Genomic DNA, 16,208 nt, shown 5'->3' with positions numbered 1-16,208 from the left:
CGGAGCCGCGCGTCGGGGGGCCGCGGCGCGGCGATCTGTCTGTTGGGCTGTGGCGCTTTATGCTGGCCACGCCCCTCCTCGCTTTGAGCTATGCGCCTGTGGCGGCCAGATCGCCGGGCCCGGGGGGCGGCCCGGCGATGCGCGGCGGCTTCGCCGCTGTTCGCGCAGGGGGTTTAAGTCGGGCCGGAGAGAGCGCTCTGCGCTTTCGTCCGGCCAAAACGACAGCCGCCATCAGGGTTCGGTCAACGGGTAGTCCGGCGAATGGGCGAAATAGATGTCCATTCCGCCAATACCGCCGGGGCGGTCGGACTGGAAGATCAGGAGGCTGCCGTCGGCTGTGGGCGAGGGCATGATCTCTTCGTGCTCGGTGTTGATCCAGTCGCCGAGATTGACCGGCTGGGTCCAGCCGGAGGCGTAGTCGCCGTTCTGCGGGGCGTAGCTGGTCTGCCAGATATCGCTGCCGCCCTGCCCGCCGGGCCAGTCCATGCCCCAGATCAGGCCCTTCTCGGGTTCCAAATGCGAGTCGCCCTGGGGGGTGCTGATGCTGATCTTGCGGGGCAGCGCGAAGGCCTGGCGGTCGGGGTCCCAGTCGCTGGTCATGAAATCGGGCAAGGCGTCGGGTCTGCCGGAGATCTGGATGTAGAAGAGGTGGAGGGTGCCGTCGGTTTCCACCACGGTCGGGCAGGATTCGACGAAGGGGCCGTTGATGTCGGGCTCGAGATTGATGGCGGGCCCCCAGCCCGCGTCGTCGGCGGGGTCGGTCCGGTGGGAGACGTAGAGGTCGCCCTGCCCCGAGCCTCCCGGGCGGTCGCTCATGAAATAGAGGGAGAGGCCGTCTTCGGAGAGATAGGGGCTGTGGTCGGTGGAAGGGCTGTTGATGGGGGCCGGCAGCATGGTCAGGGGCGACCAGGGCGCGGCCGTGTCGGCGCGGTGGGAGACGTAGATGTTGTAGTTGGAAAAGAGGTAGAAACCCCCGGGCTCGCCGCCGCCCATGTCGCTGGGGCGGTCGGAGGAGACGTAGAGGGTCAGGCCGTCGGCGGTGATGGTCGAGAAGGCCTCGTGCCACTCGGAATTGATCGTGTCTCCGGCATTCTCGATGACCGGGGGCTCGCTGGCGTGGCCGGTGGATGTGACGGATGTGAGAGCCGTGGTCAGAAGGATGAGGTTTTTCATCGGTGCCTCCGCTGCGTGCAGGGTCGCGTTAACGCTCTACCTGAGTGAGAGCCGTCGCGGAAGTCGGACCGTATTAGCGGCCCCACGGCCTAGCCGTGCAGTCTGCGATAGAGCCCCGCGGCCAGGGCCATGTCCCAGTGGTCGCCCGGCACGTAGCAGTCCTGATCCCGCAGGACTTCCTGCCAGTTGCGCCAGCGTCCGTTGTCCCAGTGTTTCAGGAAATACCGGGCGAAGTGGCTGTGGACCGCGCAGGTGCGGCCGGCCAGCACCCTGCGGTCGCCGGCGGGGATCTTCAGGAGCGCCGCGCCCACCGCGTCGCCGGATGCCGGTGCGATCCGTGTCAGTTCCAGCCCGCCACGGGCGACCAGCCAGGGATGGAAACCGGCGGTCCAGCGCCAGGCGGGCTTGCGGGGTGTCCGGCGGAGTTTCTGGCGCCAGGTGGCCTTTTGCGGCAGGCATTCCATGTATCCGCACGCTGCCAGCGCCTCGCAGACACCGGTCAGCATCGGATCCGACGTCGCGACGATGGCGCCCATCGCGCGCAGATCCTCGACATCGGGGGCATGGCATACCAGCGCCTCGAGCAGCGTATCGAGATCGGCGCGGCGCGCGGTCTTGGCCAGGCCGTCAGGCTCGGCGTGCGGTTCCACGACACGCCAACGCTCCGCCTCCAGGCGCAGCAGGCCGATGCGGGACAACGACGCACAGACGATTTCCAGGCAAACCGGATCGTCATGGCGCGGAGCCCCCTCCTGCACACAGGGGACGGAAAGCGACAACCGCACCTCGCGCAGCAGCCACGCCGCCAGCACGGAGTGAAGCGTCCGCTCTGCGGGGCTCAGCAACCGGTTCCTGTCTGTCGAGTCGGCCAATACCACCTTCATGCTCTGATGACGTGGTTCAGGCGCGCGGGTCGGTGCTCGGTGGCATTCCTTACCCGGCACCTGCACCACACAGCGCAGCCTGGCGGGGTCCGCACCCGGCAGCGCGGCGCCATGCCTATTGGGCCTGACGATTTTTTCAACGTGGCGGTTCCGGCTGTTGAGACGGGCCGCCCGCCGGGGCGTACGGAAACGGGTCTGGTCAGGTGTCGGAATCACCGCAAAGGCTCCTTGTCGGTCCACGGGCCGATGCGGTCCGGGCGGGCAACCGCGCGTGTTGTCGGGGGGATATGCCACCGGGAAGGCTTTCGCGCTTGCAGGTGATCTGCCGATAAGCGGTATTTTTCGTGCAGACGGGCTGGAGACGGATGCGCGCCGGTATACGGAAAACCGGGGTCCTGGTGCATCCGGCGCGACCTTCACAAGGGCCGCATTACCGCAAGCCGAACGGTAAACCGGATCGTGATCCCGGAGCTGACAGGGATGAGTATCGGTACAGAATATACTGATATTATTTAATTAAATTTAGTAATAGCCTTCCCCTTGGCCGGCAGTCGCGGCGGTATGCCGCGGGCTTCCGTGGGATCAGGGAAAACTGTGAATTGACTTTTCCGATCAATTCACTCAACTAATAAGCCGTACCCAACGCGAAGACTCTGACGATGATCATCTGCCACTGCCAGAATATCTCGGATCAGGAAATCCACAGCGCCATCGACTGGATGCGCGCCGCCGATCCGGACACTCTGATCACGCCCGGCAAGGTCTATCGCGCTTTGGGGAAGGCCGCGGATTGCGGCGGTTGCCTGCCTCTGTTCATGGACACGATGTCCCGGAACGAGAACTTGGAAGTTCCTATGAACCTGCGTAATCTTCGCGGTGGAAGCAGGAAAGGATCCAAGCCATGCAAGGCGACAGCAAGGTCATCGAATACCTGAACAAAGCCCTTCGTAGCGAACTGACGGCGGTCAGCCAGTACTGGCTGCATTTCCGGCTGCAGGACGACTGGGGTCTGGCCCACATGGCGAAGAAAAGCCGTGAGGAGAGCATCGAGGAGATGAATCACGCCGACAAGCTGATCGACCGGATCATTTTTCTTGGCGGGCATCCGAACCTGCAGAAACTCGACCCCCTGCGCATTGGCCAGACCCCCAAGGAGACGCTGGAATGCGACCTTGCGGCGGAACTGGAGGCGGTGGCGCTTTACAAGGAGGCGCGCGCCTATTGTGAATCGGTCAGCGACTATGTCTCGAAGAACATCTTCGAGGAGCTGCTGACCGACGAGGAAGGCCATGTCGACTTTCTCGAAACCCAGCTCGACCTGCTCGAGAGTATCGGGGCAGAGAAATACGCCCAGCTCAACGCCGGAAAGATGGACGAGGCAGACTGAGTTTTTCTACCGTTTTCTGATGTTCTGGACCCGGCCGGTAATGCGGCCGGGTTTTTTCATGGCAGCGGACCGCTGTGTGGGACGGGCCCGGTTTCCGCGCCAGCATCTTTCCCCTAGGGTTCGCCGCAGACGCTTTCACCCGGCGGAGATATGCTGACGTACCGCATCCTTCTGAGCCTGGCATTTCCCTTTGTCCTGGCACGGCTTTGCTGGCGCGTGCTGCGCGGCCGGGAAACCGTGGCGGATCTCGGCGAACGGCTGGGCGGCGGGGGCGGCAGACCGGGGGCTGTCTGGCTGCACGGCGCGTCGAACGGCGAGCTGACCTCGGCCCGGCCGCTGGTGCTGGCGCTGATGGAGGCGCTGCCGGACATGCAGATGGTGGTGACCGCGAACACGGTGACGGGGCGCGACCTTGTGCGCGGCTGGGGCCTGCCACGTGTCGAGGCTCGGCTTGCGCCGCTGGATCTGCGGTGGGCGCTGTCGCGGTTCCGGCGCGCATGGGCCCCTAGCCTGCTGATCGTGATGGAAAACGAGCTGTGGCCGAACCGGATCGTCACCGAAACGGCGCCGGTGATCTGCGTCGGCGCGCGGATGTCGGCACGGAGCCATCGGCGCTGGAGCCGGTTCCCGGCGCTGGCGGCGCGGCTTTTGGGCGGGTTCCGGCGGCTCTGGCCGCAGGATGCGGCCTCGGGACGGCACTTCGCGGCGCTGGGATTGCCGGAGGACCGGCTGGGCGCGATCGGCACGCTGAAATCGGCGGTGGAACTGGCCGACCCGGATCCGGGCCTGCTGTTGCGCTATGGCGCTGTGTACCGCCGGACCGATACCGTACTGGCCGCCTCCACCCACGAGGGTGAGGAGGATATCGTGCTGGCCGCGTTCCTCGCCGTCCTGCGCTCGCGCCCCGGGCTGCGGCTGATCCTTGCGCCGCGCCACCCGAAGCGCGGGGCGGAGCTGGCGCAGATGCTGCGCCAGATGGAGTTGCGTTTTGCGCGCCGCTCTGTGGGGGAGGAACCGGACGAGACGACAGCGGTCTACCTGGCTGACACGCTGGGGGAGATGCCGCTGTGGTATTCGCTGGCCGGCGTCACGTTCGTCGGCGGTTCCTTTGTCGCGCGCGGCGGTCATACCCCGTTCGAGCCCGCCGCCGCCGGGTCCGCCATTGTCCACGGGCCGGACGTGTCGAATTTCGAGGGCCCATATGCCGCGCTGGACCGGACCGGCGGCGCGATGGCGGTGCTGGATGGCGGGGAGCTGACCAGCGCGCTCCTGCGGCTGTCGACGGCGGAGGCGCAGGAGGCTCAGGCGGCCCGGGCGCGGGAGATCCTCGACGAGATCGGCAGCAGCGGCGCGCTGATCGCGGAGATCACGGACGAGGTGCGCAGGCTGCTGGGGGAGCGGTGACGCCGGTGGTTCGGGTCAGTTGGCGCGCGGCAGGTGATCGGTGAAGCCTTTGGTTTTCAGGAGGTCGAATGCCGCCAGCACATGGTGGGGGATCGCCACTTCGGCCTGATAGCCGGGGGCCGGGTAGGTCCGCATACGTTCGACATCGCCCACCATCTCGCAGACGAGCGCGCGGAAGCCGTGATGGGCGGTGGGCTGATCCTCGAAGGCGGTTAGCGGCGCGGTGACCATCGCCCTTATTTCGGGCCACTGCGCCGCCAGCGTTGCACGGCAGCGAAGCTGCGTCTGCGGCTTGGTCACGAAGATGGCCGTGCGGATATCCGGCAGGAGGCGGGCGGAGAAGGTCACGTTCTCTCCGATATTTGTGGCGGCGGTTTCGATGGCGATGGCTTCCGGCGGCACGCCTGCGGCGGTGGCGCGGTCTGCGAAGGCTTCCGCCTCCGTGGCCGGGAACAGGTTCCGTGTCCAGTTGCCGGTGGCGCCGGTGAAGAGGAGCCGGGGGGCGTAGCCTTCGTTGTAAAGCCGGGCGCAGCGGTCGGCGACGCGCAGGTCGTAGGAGCCGAGGCCGACGATGACGTCGGCGTGTTCGACAGGGTCGGAGACGCTGTGGAAGGTCCAGAGGGTTCGTGCCGCCTGCCGGATGTCGTCGGTCACATCGTGCTCCGTTCGGGTCGCCCCGGGGAGTAGTGGCGGAAAACGGGACGGGTGGAAAGCGGCGGTGGGACTGTCTGTTGGCCTGATGCCCTGAAGCGTCCAGGGCAGCACTCCGGCGCGGGGCTGCGCCCTGCCCTTCGCGAGTCATGCCCTACCGGCATGAAAAAGCCGCCCGGACTTTCGTCCGGACGGCTTTCGATCTCACTTCATCGCGTCGTTACGCAGGCTCGGCGACGACGCCTTTTTCCTTCGCCAGTTCCTGCATGCGTTTCTGCAGCTTCTCGAAGGCGCGGACCTCGATCTGGCGGATACGCTCGCGGCTGACGTTGTAGACGCCGGACAGTTCCTCGAGCGTCACCGGCTGGTCCTGCAGGCGGCGCTGGGTCAGGATGTCCTGCTCGCGCTCGTTCAGCACGGACAGCGCCTCGGCCAGCAGCTCGCGGCGGACCTCAAGCTCGTCCTTCTCGGCATAGGCGCCGGCCTGGTCGGCGTCTTCGTCTTCCAGCCAGTCCATCCACTCGGTGGCGCTGTCGCTGTCGGAGCCGACCATCGCGTTCAGCGAGGCGTCGCCGCCGGACAGGCGCCGGTTCATCGAGATGACCTCGTCCTCGGTCACGCCGAGATCGGTCGCGATCTTGGCCACCTTGTCGGGGTGCAGGTCGCCCTCTTCCAGCGCGCCGATGCGGGCCTTGGCCTTGCGCAGGTTGAAGAACAGCTTCTTCTGCGCCGAGGTCGTGCCGAGCTTCACAAGCGACCAGGACCGCAGGATGTATTCCTGGATCGAGGCGCGGATCCACCACATGGCGTAGGTCGCGAGGCGGAAGCCTTTTTCGGGGTCGAACCGCTTCACGGCCTGCATGAGACCCACGTTCGCCTCGGAAATCACCTCGGCCTGCGGCAGTCCGTAGCCGCGATAGCCCATGGCGATCTTGGCCGCGAGACGCAGGTGCGACGTGACCAGCTTGTGGGCCGCGCCGGTATCCTCGCGCTCCACCCATGCCTTGGCGAGCATGTATTCCTCTTCCGGCTCCAGCATCGGAAACTTGCGGATTTCCTGCAGGTACCGGTTCAGCCCCTGTTCAGGAGACGGGGCGGGAAGCGTCGTGTAATTGCTCATAGATATCCCTCTCACCGCCCGATGTTTCGGGCTTTAACATTCTATTTAGGAATGCGACCGGGCCATTCAAGATGTCGCACACCTCTCAGGTCGATACGCAGCATGGTCCGTTTTCCGTCGCGTCGCCAGTCATGTCATCAAATCTCACGCCGACGTGTCGCCGGGTGACCGGGAACGGGTGATCGTTGCGGTCAGGGGCGGGATCTGGCCGGGAAAAGGGTATTTCCGAGGATTTTCTTAAGAAATCGTTACGTTTTGGCGCGCAGACCGTTGCTGCCGGATTCGCTATATATGCGTTTTTGCATGATTAATATCGGCATTTCGGCAATTCCCATACACTTCGACATAAGTATGTTGCGCCTCACCCGACACCGGAAGGAGGCCACCATGCACCGTATTTCCCCTGACTCTGCAGCATCGCACATGGACTATCGCATCTGCGCAGCCCTTGCGGGCACGCTTTATCTGGTGGTCATCGCGGCCGGGCTGAGCGCCGAGTTCGCGATCCGTCAGCCGCTGATTGTTCCCGGCGATGCCGCGGCGACGGCCGGAAACATCCGCGCCTCTGCCGGGCTGTTCCGGGCCGGGTTTGCGCTGGACGCCGCGATGGCCCTGGCGGATGTGGGGCTGGCGGTTGCGCTGTTCCTGCTGTTCCGTTCCGTGCAGCCGGGGCTGGCGCTGGCGGCGATGGTGTTCCGGCTGGTGCAGGCGGCGGTGCTGGCGATGAACCTGCTGTTCCACACGGGCGCGCTGCAGATGGCCCTTGGCGGTGGGTCGGACACGGCGGTGCTGTGGCTCGTGGAGACGCAGGCGGCGGGCTATGACCTCGGGCTTATCTTCTTCGGGGTGAACTGCCTGCTGATGGCCACGCTGATCCGGCGGAGCGGGTTCGCGCCGCGCGGGCTGGGTGTGCTGGTAGGGCTGGCGGGCGTCGTCTACCTGACGGGCAGCTTCACGCGGTTTCTGGCGCCGGAGATGCTGGCGCTGATGCAGCCCGCCTATGTCCTGCCGATGGCGGCGGAAATCTGGTTCTGCGGCTGGCTGCTGTGGACCGGCTTTGGCCGGACGCGGGCAGCGGTGGCCGCCTAGCCGCGCAGGGCGGCCAGCAGGGACTGCATATCTTCCGGCAGGGGCGCTTCGAAGCACATCATGTCACCACTCACGGGATGCTCGAAGCCGAGCGTGGCGGCGTGAAGCGCCTGACGCGGGAAGGCGGCGGCCGCCTCGGCGCCGCCGGGAGGGAGAGCGCGGGCAGACAGCCTGCGCTTTCCGCCGTAGACCGGGTCGCCGATCAGGCCGTGGCCGGCATGGGCCATGTGAACGCGGATCTGGTGGGTGCGGCCGGTTTCCAGCCAGCAGTCGACGAGGGAGGCCGCGACAGGCTGACCGAAGGTTTCCACCACGCGGGCGCGGGTGACGGCGTGCTTGCCGCCGTGAAAGGTCACCGCCTGCCGCTGCCGGTCGGTGCGGTGGCGGGCGAGCTGGGTGGTGATCTTGAGGATATTGCCATCCTCGAAGGACACGCCCCTGACCCCGCGCAGGCGCGGGTCGGCGGCATCGGGCGCGCCGTGGACCACGGCGAGGTAATGCCGCTCGACCGTGTGCGCCTCGAACTGGGCGGCGAGGGCATGGTGGGCCTGGTCGGTCTTGGCGGCGACAAGCAGGCCGCTGGTGTCCTTGTCGATGCGGTGGACGATGCCGGGCCGCGCCACGCCACCGACGCCCGACAGGCTGTCGCCGCAATGGGCCAGAAGCGCGTTGACCAGCGTGCCGCCGGGGCTGCCCGGCGCGGGGTGGACGACCATGCCGACGGGCTTGTCGATGACGATGAGTTCGGCATCCTCGTAGACGACGTTCAGCGGGATCGTTTCGGCCACCATGTCCGTCTCGGCGGCTTCCTCGATGACCAGTTCGTAGGTCTCGCCCTCGGCCGGTTTCGCCTTGGCATCGGTGACGGGATCGCCATCCTTCAGAACCGCGCCCTCGGCGATCAGCCGGGCCAGCCGCGAGCGGCTGAGCGCCGCCGCCTCTGGCACGTCGCGCGCCAGTGCCTTATCAAGGCGCGGCGGCGGATCGGCGGCGATCGTCACGCGCAGGCGGGAGACGGACATGGAGGAAGCTCCGGAACAGGCTGGCGATTTGCGGTCGCTGAAGCTCCTGAAAGGGCTGGTGACCGTGCTGATGGTTGTGATGATCGTCGGGTTCATAGTGCTGATCGCCGTGCTTGTCACCAACTTCCCCGGAACGCGCAGCGGCGGCGGGCCCGCCCTGCCCGACAGCATCGCCCTGCCCGAGGGCGCGGTGGCGGAGGCGTTCACGCAGGGCGACGGCTGGTATGCGGTGGTAACGGAGGATCAGCGCATCCTGATCTTCGATGCGGCGTCCGGCGACCTGCGGCAGGACGTGGAGATATTGCCGGCGGAGTGAGGGCCGGGTTTGCGCGGCTCAGGCGCCGACGGCGCGGCGCGCGAGCTTCCAGTAGATCCGTTCCACACGCTCCCGGCTCAGGCGGCCGCCCTCGCGGCACCAGCCGGTCACGCCGGTCATCATCGCCAGCAGCGCCTTGGTGGTCAGTTTCGCATCCGGGACGCGCATCAGGTTCTGCTGCATGCCGTCGCGCAGGATGCGTTCCAGCTCATGCTCGTAGGCGCCGCGCAGCGCGGTGATCGCGACGTAGTTCTGCGGCGCAAGGTTGCGGAGTTCCATATAGGCTACGAAGACGGCATCGGGCCGGGCGAGCATGTGGTCGATATGAAACCGGACGAAGGCCTCGAGCCGCTGCAGCGGGTCGTCGCCCTTCGGCATCGCGCGCCATTCGGCCAGCAATTCCTCGAGATGATCGCGCATCAGGTCGTAGAGAAGTGTCTGCTTGTCGGGGATGTAGATGTAGAGCGCGCCGGCCTGCACCCCGACTTCGGCCGCAAGCTGCCGCATCGAGACGGCGGCATAGCCATGCTCCGCAAACAGCTTGATCGCCGCATCGCGGATCCGTGTGGCGGTGTGGTGTTCTTTGTAATGCAAAGCCCTTACCATGCGTAATATAGTACCGTAGGCCAGCCCCCTATCAAAGCGTTCCTTGCGCAGAGGGGGATTTGGCCCATACTTGGGGCGCTGATCTCAACCCAAAGGCGCACCCATGCGGCCTGCTCTCTTATGCGTTGCCTGCGTGGCGATTCTCTCTGGCTGCTCGGATTTTCCCGACCTGGATTCGGCCGTCTCGCCCGAGGCGCGGCGGGCGGAGTATCCGGAACTGGTGCCGATCGACGGCATCCTGGCGCGGCGCGGCATGGCACAGCTTGACGGGTCCGAGGCGGAGATCCTGGCGGCGCGCGCGGCGAATTTGCGGGCGCGGGGCCAGCTCTTGCGTGACATCGCGGTCAACGAGGACACGCGGCTGCGCCTGACGCCGGAGCTGGAGCGTCTGGGCGGCTGACGCCGGTTTTGCCGCGTTGCACGGGGCCGGAAGACCGGCTAACCAATGCGCCGGAATGCAATCGCCAACGGAGATATCACCCATGTCCACCCCCCTGCGCCTTGGCATCGCGGGCCTCGGCACCGTCGGTGCCGGTGTCGTCAAGATCGTCCAGCGCAAGGCGGAGCTGCTGACGGCCCGAACCGGACGCAGCGTGGAGATCGTGGCGGTCTCGGCGCGGAACCGGGACAAGGACCGGGGCGTGCGGCTGAAGGACTATGCCTGGGAAGATGACCCGGTGGCGCTGGCCCGGCGCGACGACGTCGACCTGTTCGTGGAACTGATGGGCGGGTCCGACGGGCCCGCGAAGGCGGCGACCGAGGCGGCCATCGCCGGTGGCAAGGACGTGGTGACGGCAAACAAGGCGATGCTGGCGCTGCACGGGCAGGACCTGGCCCTGGCCGCCGAGGAGGCGGGCGTGGCGCTGCGCTTCGAGGCGGCGGTGGCGGGCGGCATCCCGGTGGTCAAGGCGCTGACCGAGGGGCTTGCCGGTAACGAGGTGCAGCGCGTCATGGGCGTGATGAACGGCACCTGCAACTATATCCTGACGCGGATGGAGCATGCCGGGCTGCCCTATGAGGAGGTGTTCGAGGAGGCCAATGCGCTTGGCTATCTCGAGGCCGACCCGACGCTGGACGTGGGCGGCATCGACGCGGGGCACAAGCTGTCGCTGCTGTCGGCCATCGCGTTCGGGACGCAGGTGGATTTCGGCTCGGTCGAGCTGGAGGGGATCGAGCGGATCGAGATCGCCGATATCGAGCAGGCCCGCGACATGGGGTTCCGGATCAAGCTGCTTGGGGTGGCGCAGATGACCGGCCGCGGGCTGGAACAGCGGATGGCGCCGTGCCTGGTTCCGGCGGACAGCCCGCTGGGCCAGCTGGAGGGCGGCACCAACATGGTGGTGCTGGAGGGCGACGCGGTGGGCCAGATCGTGCTGCGCGGCGCGGGCGCCGGTGAAGGGCCGACGGCCTCTGCCGTGATGTCGGACGTGCTGGATATCGCGCGGGGCATCCGCGTTTCGACCTTCGGGCAGCCGGCGTCTTCGCTGGAGAAACCGGTGCCGGCCAAGGCGACGGCCCCTGCCCCATTCTATCTGCGGATGGAGTTGCAGGACAAACCCGGCGCGCTGGCCAAGGTGGCGACGGTGCTGGGCGAGGCCGGCGTGTCTATCGACCGGATGCGGCAGTACCGCCACCAGCGCACGACCGCGCCGGTGCTGTTCGTGACGCACAAGTGCCCGCGCGAGGCGCTGGACCGGGCGCTTGTCGCCATGGGCGCGACCGGGGTGGTCGAGGGCCATCCGGTGGCGATCCGGATCGAGGAGGTCTGACGGGGCGGTCTTTCGCGGGCGACGGCCGTTGTAGGGCGAGCGCGACTGTCAGGCGCTGATCTCGATGCGCCACCATTTCGGCCTGCCGCCCCGGTACGAATGCGAAGCCGGCACGAGATCCTTGCGCCCCGTCCTGTCGAAGCTGGCCACCAGCAGGCCGACCGTCGGTGCATCGTCGATTGCGCCCAGCGTGCTGCCGCAGACCGGGCAGAAGGCGCGGCTGGAGTAATCGGAGGACCGGAAGGTTGCGGGCGCGCCACCGGGGCCGGTCCAGGTGACGGCTTCGCTTGGGAATTCGACCCATGCGGTGGTCAGCGCGCCGCTGTGGCGCTGGCACATCCTGCATGAACAGGTGTGCGGTTTCCGGGCCGGGCCCTGTGCCTCGAACCGGATATGGCCGCAGAGGCAGCCCCCGGTGTGGATCGTCTGTCTTGCCATAGCCTGCGCCTTTCCGGGACTGTCCCGTGTTCAGACCTGCATCGCGGTGCCTACCCGCTCCCCCTGCCCGGCCACCGCACCGCCGTGCCGCCGTCGATACGCGCCGGGCGGCAGGCCGTGGGCGCGGCGGAAGGCGCGGGTGAAGGAGCTGACGTCGACATAGCCCAGCACCTCGGCGATCTGTTTCAGCGGCAGGTTGCCGCCTTCGAGCAGTTCGCGCGCGCGGGCAATGCGCACGGCGCGGCAGTATTCGCCCGGGGTCATGCCGGTGGCGGCGGCGAAGCGGCGCAGGAAGGTCCGGCGTTCGAGCCGGGCGGCGGCGGCCATGGCGGCGAGTGTCACGTCCTGCCCGTCCTTCAGGTGCACCGCCTCCTGCGCGCGCAGGACGGCGGCGTCGCAATGGGCGTGCGGCGGGGTGAAGCGCGGCAGCGGCGCCGACCGGGCGGCGGGATCGGTGAGAATGAAGCGCGCGGTCTCGTCCCGGACGCGGGCGCCAAGCAGGCGTTCGACGAGCAGCAGGCCGACATCGACCCAGGCCATGAAGCCGCCGGCGGTGAGCAGGCCGGGGTATTCGATCAGGCGTTCCGAGATGTCGACGGCCACCTGCGGATGGCGCGCGGTGATCTCGGCCGCGTAGTTGCGGTGGGTCGAGACGGTGCGGCCGTCGAGCAGGCCGGTCGCGGCGAGCAGGACGACGCCGGAGCAGAGCGAGACCAGCTGGACGCCCTGCGCGTGGCGGTCGAGGAGCCAGGCGGCGATGCGGGCGGTGGTCGCCGGATCGGGAAGGTCGACCATGGTCGGCGGCACGATCAGGATGCCGGGCGGTGCATCGCCGGCGGTGCTGCGGTAGGTACAGACGAACTCCGCTGTGCCGCTACGGCCCGGGCTCCAGTGGGATACGGCGAGGGCCGGACCGCCGGTTTCGGCGGAAAAGCGGCTGGCGATGGACAGAAGATCGGTCAGCCCGTGGACCGCGGCGAGCTGGGCGCCCGGGTAGGCCAGGATACCGATTTCTTCGGGGGCAGCACCGGCGGACATCGGTGTCACTTTCGGTCAAGGAATTGACACCTGCCGTCATACCAGAAACGCCGAAGCACAGCCATCATGATGCATGTGTGACTCACCATTATCCGCGGCCTTTGCGGCTGCCTGCTCAATTATTCGCCTTGCACGGTGGCGATGGGTGCCACGCGGCGGGCCCGAGACAAGGAGGCACGACAATGCATGAGGAAGATTTCACCGGCGCCGGCAATGTAAAGGTTCACCTGCGATCCTGGGACCCGGCGGGCGCGCCGCGCGCCGTGGTCGCGATCTGCCACGGTCTGAATTCCCACAGCGGACAGTACATCTGGCCGGCGGAGCAGTTCGCGGCGCGGGGGTACGCGGTGTTCGCGGTCGACCTGCGCGGGCGCGGCAAGTCGGAAGGCGAGCGTTTCTATGTCGAGGACATCGCCGATTACGTGGCCGACGTGCGCGGCATGATCGGGATCGCGAAAGAGCGGCATCCGGGCCTGCCGGTCTACCTGCTCGGCCACAGCGCGGGCGGGGTGACGGTCTGCACCTATGCGCTCGACCATCAGGACGAGATCGACGGGCTGATCTGCGAGAGCTTCGCCTTCCAGGTGCCGGCGCCGGGTTTCCTGCTGTCGGCGATCAAGGGCCTGTCGCATATCTCGCCGCATCTTGGCGTGCTGGCACTGTCGATGAAGGATTTCTCGCGCGATCCCGCGGCGGTGGCCGCGCTGGAGGCGGATCCGCTGACCAAGGACGAGAAGCAGCCCGCGGCCACGGTCGCGGCGCTGGTGCGGGCGGACGAGCGGCTGCATGACAGTTTTGGCCAGATCACCCTGCCGGTGCTGATCCTGCACGGGACCGACGACAAGGCGACGGTGTGCAGGGGCAGCGAGTATTTCTACGAGCATGCCGGGTCGGCGGACAAGGTGCTTAAGCTCTACGAGGGGCATTACCACGACCTGCTGAACGACATCGGCAAGGAAGAGGTTTTCGCGGATATCGCGGGCTGGGTGGAGGCTCAGCTTGGCAAGCACGACCGTCAGCCGGTCAGCGCGGAACTGGCGGCCTCCTGAGCGGGAGGGCGGACACTGCTGCGCCCTGGGTCGGGCGCAGCGGGCAAGCTTTGGCGCGCCGCCCGTTTCCGGGCCGGCCGCGTCTCAGCCCTGGCCGCCCGTCGCCAGCTTTTCCGGCGCGCTGCCGTCAAGCAGATGCGCGATATCCTCTTCGGGTATCTCGAGGAATGTGGCCACATCGGCGGCGTTATCGACCACCGAGACGGTCAGGCGCGAGCCATCGGCCTCTGCCAGGGTCTGGAACATGCGCGCCATGCCGTAGCTGAGCGCATTCGGAGCGAAAAGGCACATGCGCGTCCAGACCTGCAACCTGTCGAAATACTGCTGAACGTCCTGCGCGCGGCGCATCATCGCGTTGAAATCGATATCGACCTCGGTCACGTCCGACATGTCGACCAGCCGCTTCATGCCGGGCCGGAATGCGTCCGAGGAGGTGGATCGCAGGAACGCGTCCCGCATGCTTGGCACGTCGACCCTGCCGTGGTGACGTGTGTAGACAAGCCCCAAACGGGGGATAATCATGGAATCCGTGGCCAGGGAAGTCCCCTTTCTTGCTGCATCTGCCATGTGCAAAGTTTCGAATATCAGGTTTGGCTGCACCGGGAAAACCGAAAAGCGCGGCCAGGTGCGGCCCTGACCCGGCTTCAACGTCAGCCTGTGTCCCGCAAGGCACTTTGCCGCCGGACCCGATGCGCGAAAAATGTTAGCGACCAAAGCGGTGGCGGCGCACCTTGCGGCAAACCGTGGGGCTGGTAGGAAGGTTGCACCAGTATTCATTGCCGCAGGGACATCCAGATGCCTGACACTTCCGCCGATATCGTCTTTCACGACCGCATGCTCTCGTTGGGGCTGGCGCGGGTTTCGGAGGCCGCGGCGATGGCCTCTGCCAAGCTGGTGGGGCGCGGCGACGAGAAAGCCGCCGACCAGGCCGCCGTCAACGCGATGCGCGACCAGCTGAACCTTCTGGACATCAGGGGCGTCGTCGTCATCGGCGAGGGCGAGCGCGACGAGGCGCCGATGCTGTATATCGGCGAGGAGGTCGGCAACGGCAACGGGCCAGAGGTGGACATCGCGCTGGACCCGCTGGAGGGCACCACACTGACCGCGAAGGACATGCCGAACGCGCTGACCGTGATCGCGATGGCGCCGCGCGGCACGCTGCTGCACGCGCCCGACGTCTACATGGAGAAGCTGGCGATCGGGCCGGGCTATCCGGTGGACGCGGTCAGCCTGGACATGTCGCCGTCGGAACGGGTGGCGGAGCTGGCGAAGGCCAAGGGCTGCGATCCGTCCGACATCACCGTCTGCGTGCTGGAACGGCCGCGGCACGAGGACATGATCGCCGAACTGCGCTCGACCGGCGCCGCGATCCGGCTGATCACCGATGGCGACGTGGCGGGCGTGATCCACTGCGCCGAGCACGAGAAGACCGGAATCGACATGTACATGGGCTCGGGCGGCGCGCCGGAGGGGGTGCTGGCCGCGAGCGCGCTGAAATGTATGGGCGGGCAGATGTGGGGCAAGCTGCTGTTCCGCAACGACGACGAGCGGGGCCGCGCCGCGAAGGCGGGGATCACCGATCTGAACCTGATCTATTCGCGCGACGACATGGTCACGCAGGACGTGATCTTTGCCGCGACCGGCGTCACCGACGGCTCGATCCTGAGCGGGATCAAGCGCGAGCCGGCCTTCCTTGAGACCGAGACGATCCTGATGCGGTCGAAGACCGGGTCGGTGCGGCGGATGGTCTATCGCAACCCGACATCGCGCCCCGCGACGGGGCGGTAGCGGCCGGGGATGCGGCTGTCGGGCTCCTGCCTCTGCGGCGAGATCGGGTTCGAGCTGGAAGGCTGGGTCTCTCCGATACAAGCCTGTCATGCGCGGCGCTGCCGGAAGGCGACCGGCGCGCTGTTCGCGCCGGAGATCGCGGCCTCGGCAGAGGCGTTCCGCTGGATCGGGGACGAAGGGCGGATCGCAAGTTACGAGGCGCCGGTCCTCGACCAGCCGCCGGCCTACCGGCGGAACTTCTGCAACAGGTGCGGCTCGCCGCTGCCGGTGGTGGTGGAGGGTGCCGGGATGGTCATCCTGCATGCCGGTATTCTGGATGATGCGCGCGGGCTGACGGTGTTCCGGCATGCGTTCACGGGGCAGAAATCCGAAGGCTACGTGATCCCGGACGGGGCGCCGCAATTCGAGGGGCAGCCGCCGGTTCCGGATCTTTCCGACCTGTTGGAGTAAGTCCGGGACGCCTTGGCTTAGGGT

The 16,208-nt window shown here is 67.1% G+C and carries 19 protein-coding genes; 10 read left to right on the top strand and 9 right to left on the bottom strand.

Annotation, left to right across the window (positions count from 1 at the left end; genetic code table 11):
• Positions 1-231 precede the first annotated feature (231 nt).
• Both HCO70_RS05440 and HCO70_RS05435 read right to left on the bottom strand, forming a co-directional pair.
• Positions 232-1,173 (bottom strand): PD40 domain-containing protein, encoded by a 942-nt coding sequence (locus tag HCO70_RS05440; protein ID WP_172293806.1) that lies wholly within the window; start codon positions 1,171-1,173, stop codon positions 232-234.
• A gap of 89 nt (positions 1,174-1,262) precedes the next feature.
• Positions 1,263-2,045 carry a hypothetical protein gene (locus tag HCO70_RS05435; RefSeq protein ID WP_172293805.1) on the bottom strand — a complete coding sequence of 261 codons (783 nt, stop codon included), beginning with the start codon at positions 2,043-2,045 and terminating at the stop codon, positions 1,263-1,265.
• A 671-nt stretch (positions 2,046-2,716) separates the two neighbouring features.
• On the opposite strand from HCO70_RS05435, the gene HCO70_RS05430 reads away from it, so the two are divergent.
• From HCO70_RS05430 to HCO70_RS05420, 3 genes are all read left to right on the top strand, one after another.
• Entirely contained in the window at positions 2,717-2,992 is a 276-nt protein-coding gene (locus HCO70_RS05430; RefSeq protein WP_172293803.1) for a (2Fe-2S)-binding protein, read from the top strand.
• Positions 2,959-3,444 (top strand): bacterioferritin, encoded by a 486-nt coding sequence (bfr, locus tag HCO70_RS05425; RefSeq protein WP_172293802.1) that lies wholly within the window; start codon positions 2,959-2,961, stop codon positions 3,442-3,444. Before HCO70_RS05430 ends, bfr begins: the two co-directional genes overlap by 34 nt.
• Before the next feature lie 150 nt (positions 3,445-3,594).
• The gene (locus tag HCO70_RS05420) at positions 3,595-4,848 is read left to right on the top strand and encodes a 3-deoxy-D-manno-octulosonic acid transferase (RefSeq protein WP_172293800.1); all 1,254 of its coding nucleotides are present in this window, start codon (positions 3,595-3,597) and stop codon (positions 4,846-4,848) included.
• Positions 4,849-4,863: 15 nt separating this feature from the next.
• Here HCO70_RS05420 and HCO70_RS05415 read toward each other — a convergent pair whose 3' ends face one another.
• Both HCO70_RS05415 and rpoH read right to left on the bottom strand, forming a co-directional pair.
• Positions 4,864-5,502, bottom strand: a complete 639-nt coding sequence (locus HCO70_RS05415; RefSeq protein ID WP_172293799.1) for a YdcF family protein — start codon at positions 5,500-5,502, stop codon at positions 4,864-4,866.
• 217 nt (positions 5,503-5,719) lie between these two features.
• Complete coding sequence (gene rpoH, locus HCO70_RS05410) at positions 5,720-6,619, bottom strand: RNA polymerase sigma factor RpoH (RefSeq protein ID WP_172293798.1); 900 nt, start codon at positions 6,617-6,619, stop codon at positions 5,720-5,722.
• A gap of 387 nt (positions 6,620-7,006) precedes the next feature.
• Between rpoH and HCO70_RS05405 the strand changes: the two genes are divergently transcribed.
• On the top strand, positions 7,007-7,708 hold the full coding sequence (locus HCO70_RS05405) for a DUF4386 domain-containing protein (protein WP_253913120.1): 702 nt from the start codon (positions 7,007-7,009) through the stop codon (positions 7,706-7,708).
• Here HCO70_RS05405 and HCO70_RS05400 read toward each other — a convergent pair.
• Complete coding sequence (locus HCO70_RS05400; RefSeq protein WP_172293797.1) at positions 7,705-8,730, bottom strand: RluA family pseudouridine synthase; 1,026 nt, start codon at positions 8,728-8,730, stop codon at positions 7,705-7,707. The genes HCO70_RS05405 and HCO70_RS05400 overlap by 4 nt on opposite strands.
• On the opposite strand from HCO70_RS05400, the gene HCO70_RS05395 reads away from it, so the two are divergent.
• Entirely contained in the window at positions 8,729-9,046 is a 318-nt protein-coding gene (locus tag HCO70_RS05395) for a DUF6476 family protein (RefSeq protein WP_172293795.1), read from the top strand. The genes HCO70_RS05400 and HCO70_RS05395 overlap by 2 nt on opposite strands.
• Before the next feature lie 18 nt (positions 9,047-9,064).
• Here HCO70_RS05395 and HCO70_RS05390 read toward each other — a convergent pair whose 3' ends face one another.
• Positions 9,065-9,652: a TetR/AcrR family transcriptional regulator gene (locus HCO70_RS05390; protein ID WP_172293794.1), complete on the bottom strand. Its 588-nt coding sequence runs from the start codon at positions 9,650-9,652 to the stop codon at positions 9,065-9,067.
• A gap of 133 nt (positions 9,653-9,785) precedes the next feature.
• Between HCO70_RS05390 and HCO70_RS05385 the strand changes: the two genes are divergently transcribed.
• Complete coding sequence (locus tag HCO70_RS05385; RefSeq protein ID WP_172293792.1) at positions 9,786-10,052, top strand: hypothetical protein; 267 nt, start codon at positions 9,786-9,788, stop codon at positions 10,050-10,052.
• 82 nt (positions 10,053-10,134) lie between these two features.
• Complete coding sequence (locus HCO70_RS05380; RefSeq protein ID WP_172293791.1) at positions 10,135-11,421, top strand: homoserine dehydrogenase; 1,287 nt, start codon at positions 10,135-10,137, stop codon at positions 11,419-11,421.
• 48 nt (positions 11,422-11,469) lie between these two features.
• Here HCO70_RS05380 and HCO70_RS05375 read toward each other — a convergent pair whose 3' ends face one another.
• Together HCO70_RS05375 and HCO70_RS05370 are read right to left on the bottom strand one after the other, a co-directional pair.
• Complete coding sequence (locus tag HCO70_RS05375; RefSeq protein WP_172293790.1) at positions 11,470-11,859, bottom strand: GFA family protein; 390 nt, start codon at positions 11,857-11,859, stop codon at positions 11,470-11,472.
• A gap of 30 nt (positions 11,860-11,889) precedes the next feature.
• A complete protein-coding gene (locus tag HCO70_RS05370; RefSeq protein ID WP_253913206.1) occupies positions 11,890-12,897 on the bottom strand; it encodes a GlxA family transcriptional regulator in 1,008 nt (335 codons plus the stop codon).
• A gap of 182 nt (positions 12,898-13,079) precedes the next feature.
• Here HCO70_RS05370 and HCO70_RS05365 point away from each other — a divergent pair, with 182 nt between their 5' ends.
• A complete protein-coding gene (locus HCO70_RS05365; protein WP_172293787.1) occupies positions 13,080-13,946 on the top strand; it encodes an alpha/beta hydrolase in 867 nt (288 codons plus the stop codon).
• Positions 13,947-14,030: 84 nt separating this feature from the next.
• Here HCO70_RS05365 and HCO70_RS05360 read toward each other — a convergent pair whose 3' ends face one another.
• Positions 14,031-14,468 (bottom strand): hypothetical protein, encoded by a 438-nt coding sequence (locus HCO70_RS05360; protein ID WP_172293785.1) that lies wholly within the window; start codon positions 14,466-14,468, stop codon positions 14,031-14,033.
• 273 nt (positions 14,469-14,741) lie between these two features.
• Between HCO70_RS05360 and glpX the strand changes: the two genes are divergently transcribed.
• Both glpX and HCO70_RS05350 read left to right on the top strand, forming a co-directional pair.
• Entirely contained in the window at positions 14,742-15,734 is a 993-nt protein-coding gene (gene glpX, locus HCO70_RS05355) for a class II fructose-bisphosphatase (RefSeq protein WP_172293783.1), read from the top strand.
• A 9-nt stretch (positions 15,735-15,743) separates the two neighbouring features.
• A complete protein-coding gene (locus HCO70_RS05350; RefSeq protein WP_172293781.1) occupies positions 15,744-16,184 on the top strand; it encodes a GFA family protein in 441 nt (146 codons plus the stop codon).
• Positions 16,185-16,208 lie beyond the last annotated feature (24 nt).

The organism is Pseudoruegeria sp. HB172150, from assembly GCF_013184805.1.
Lineage (GTDB): Bacteria > Pseudomonadota > Alphaproteobacteria > Rhodobacterales > Rhodobacteraceae > Psychromarinibacter.
The sequence above is the reverse complement of the archived record's forward strand: the minus strand, read 5'-3'. Positions and strand labels throughout refer to the sequence as shown.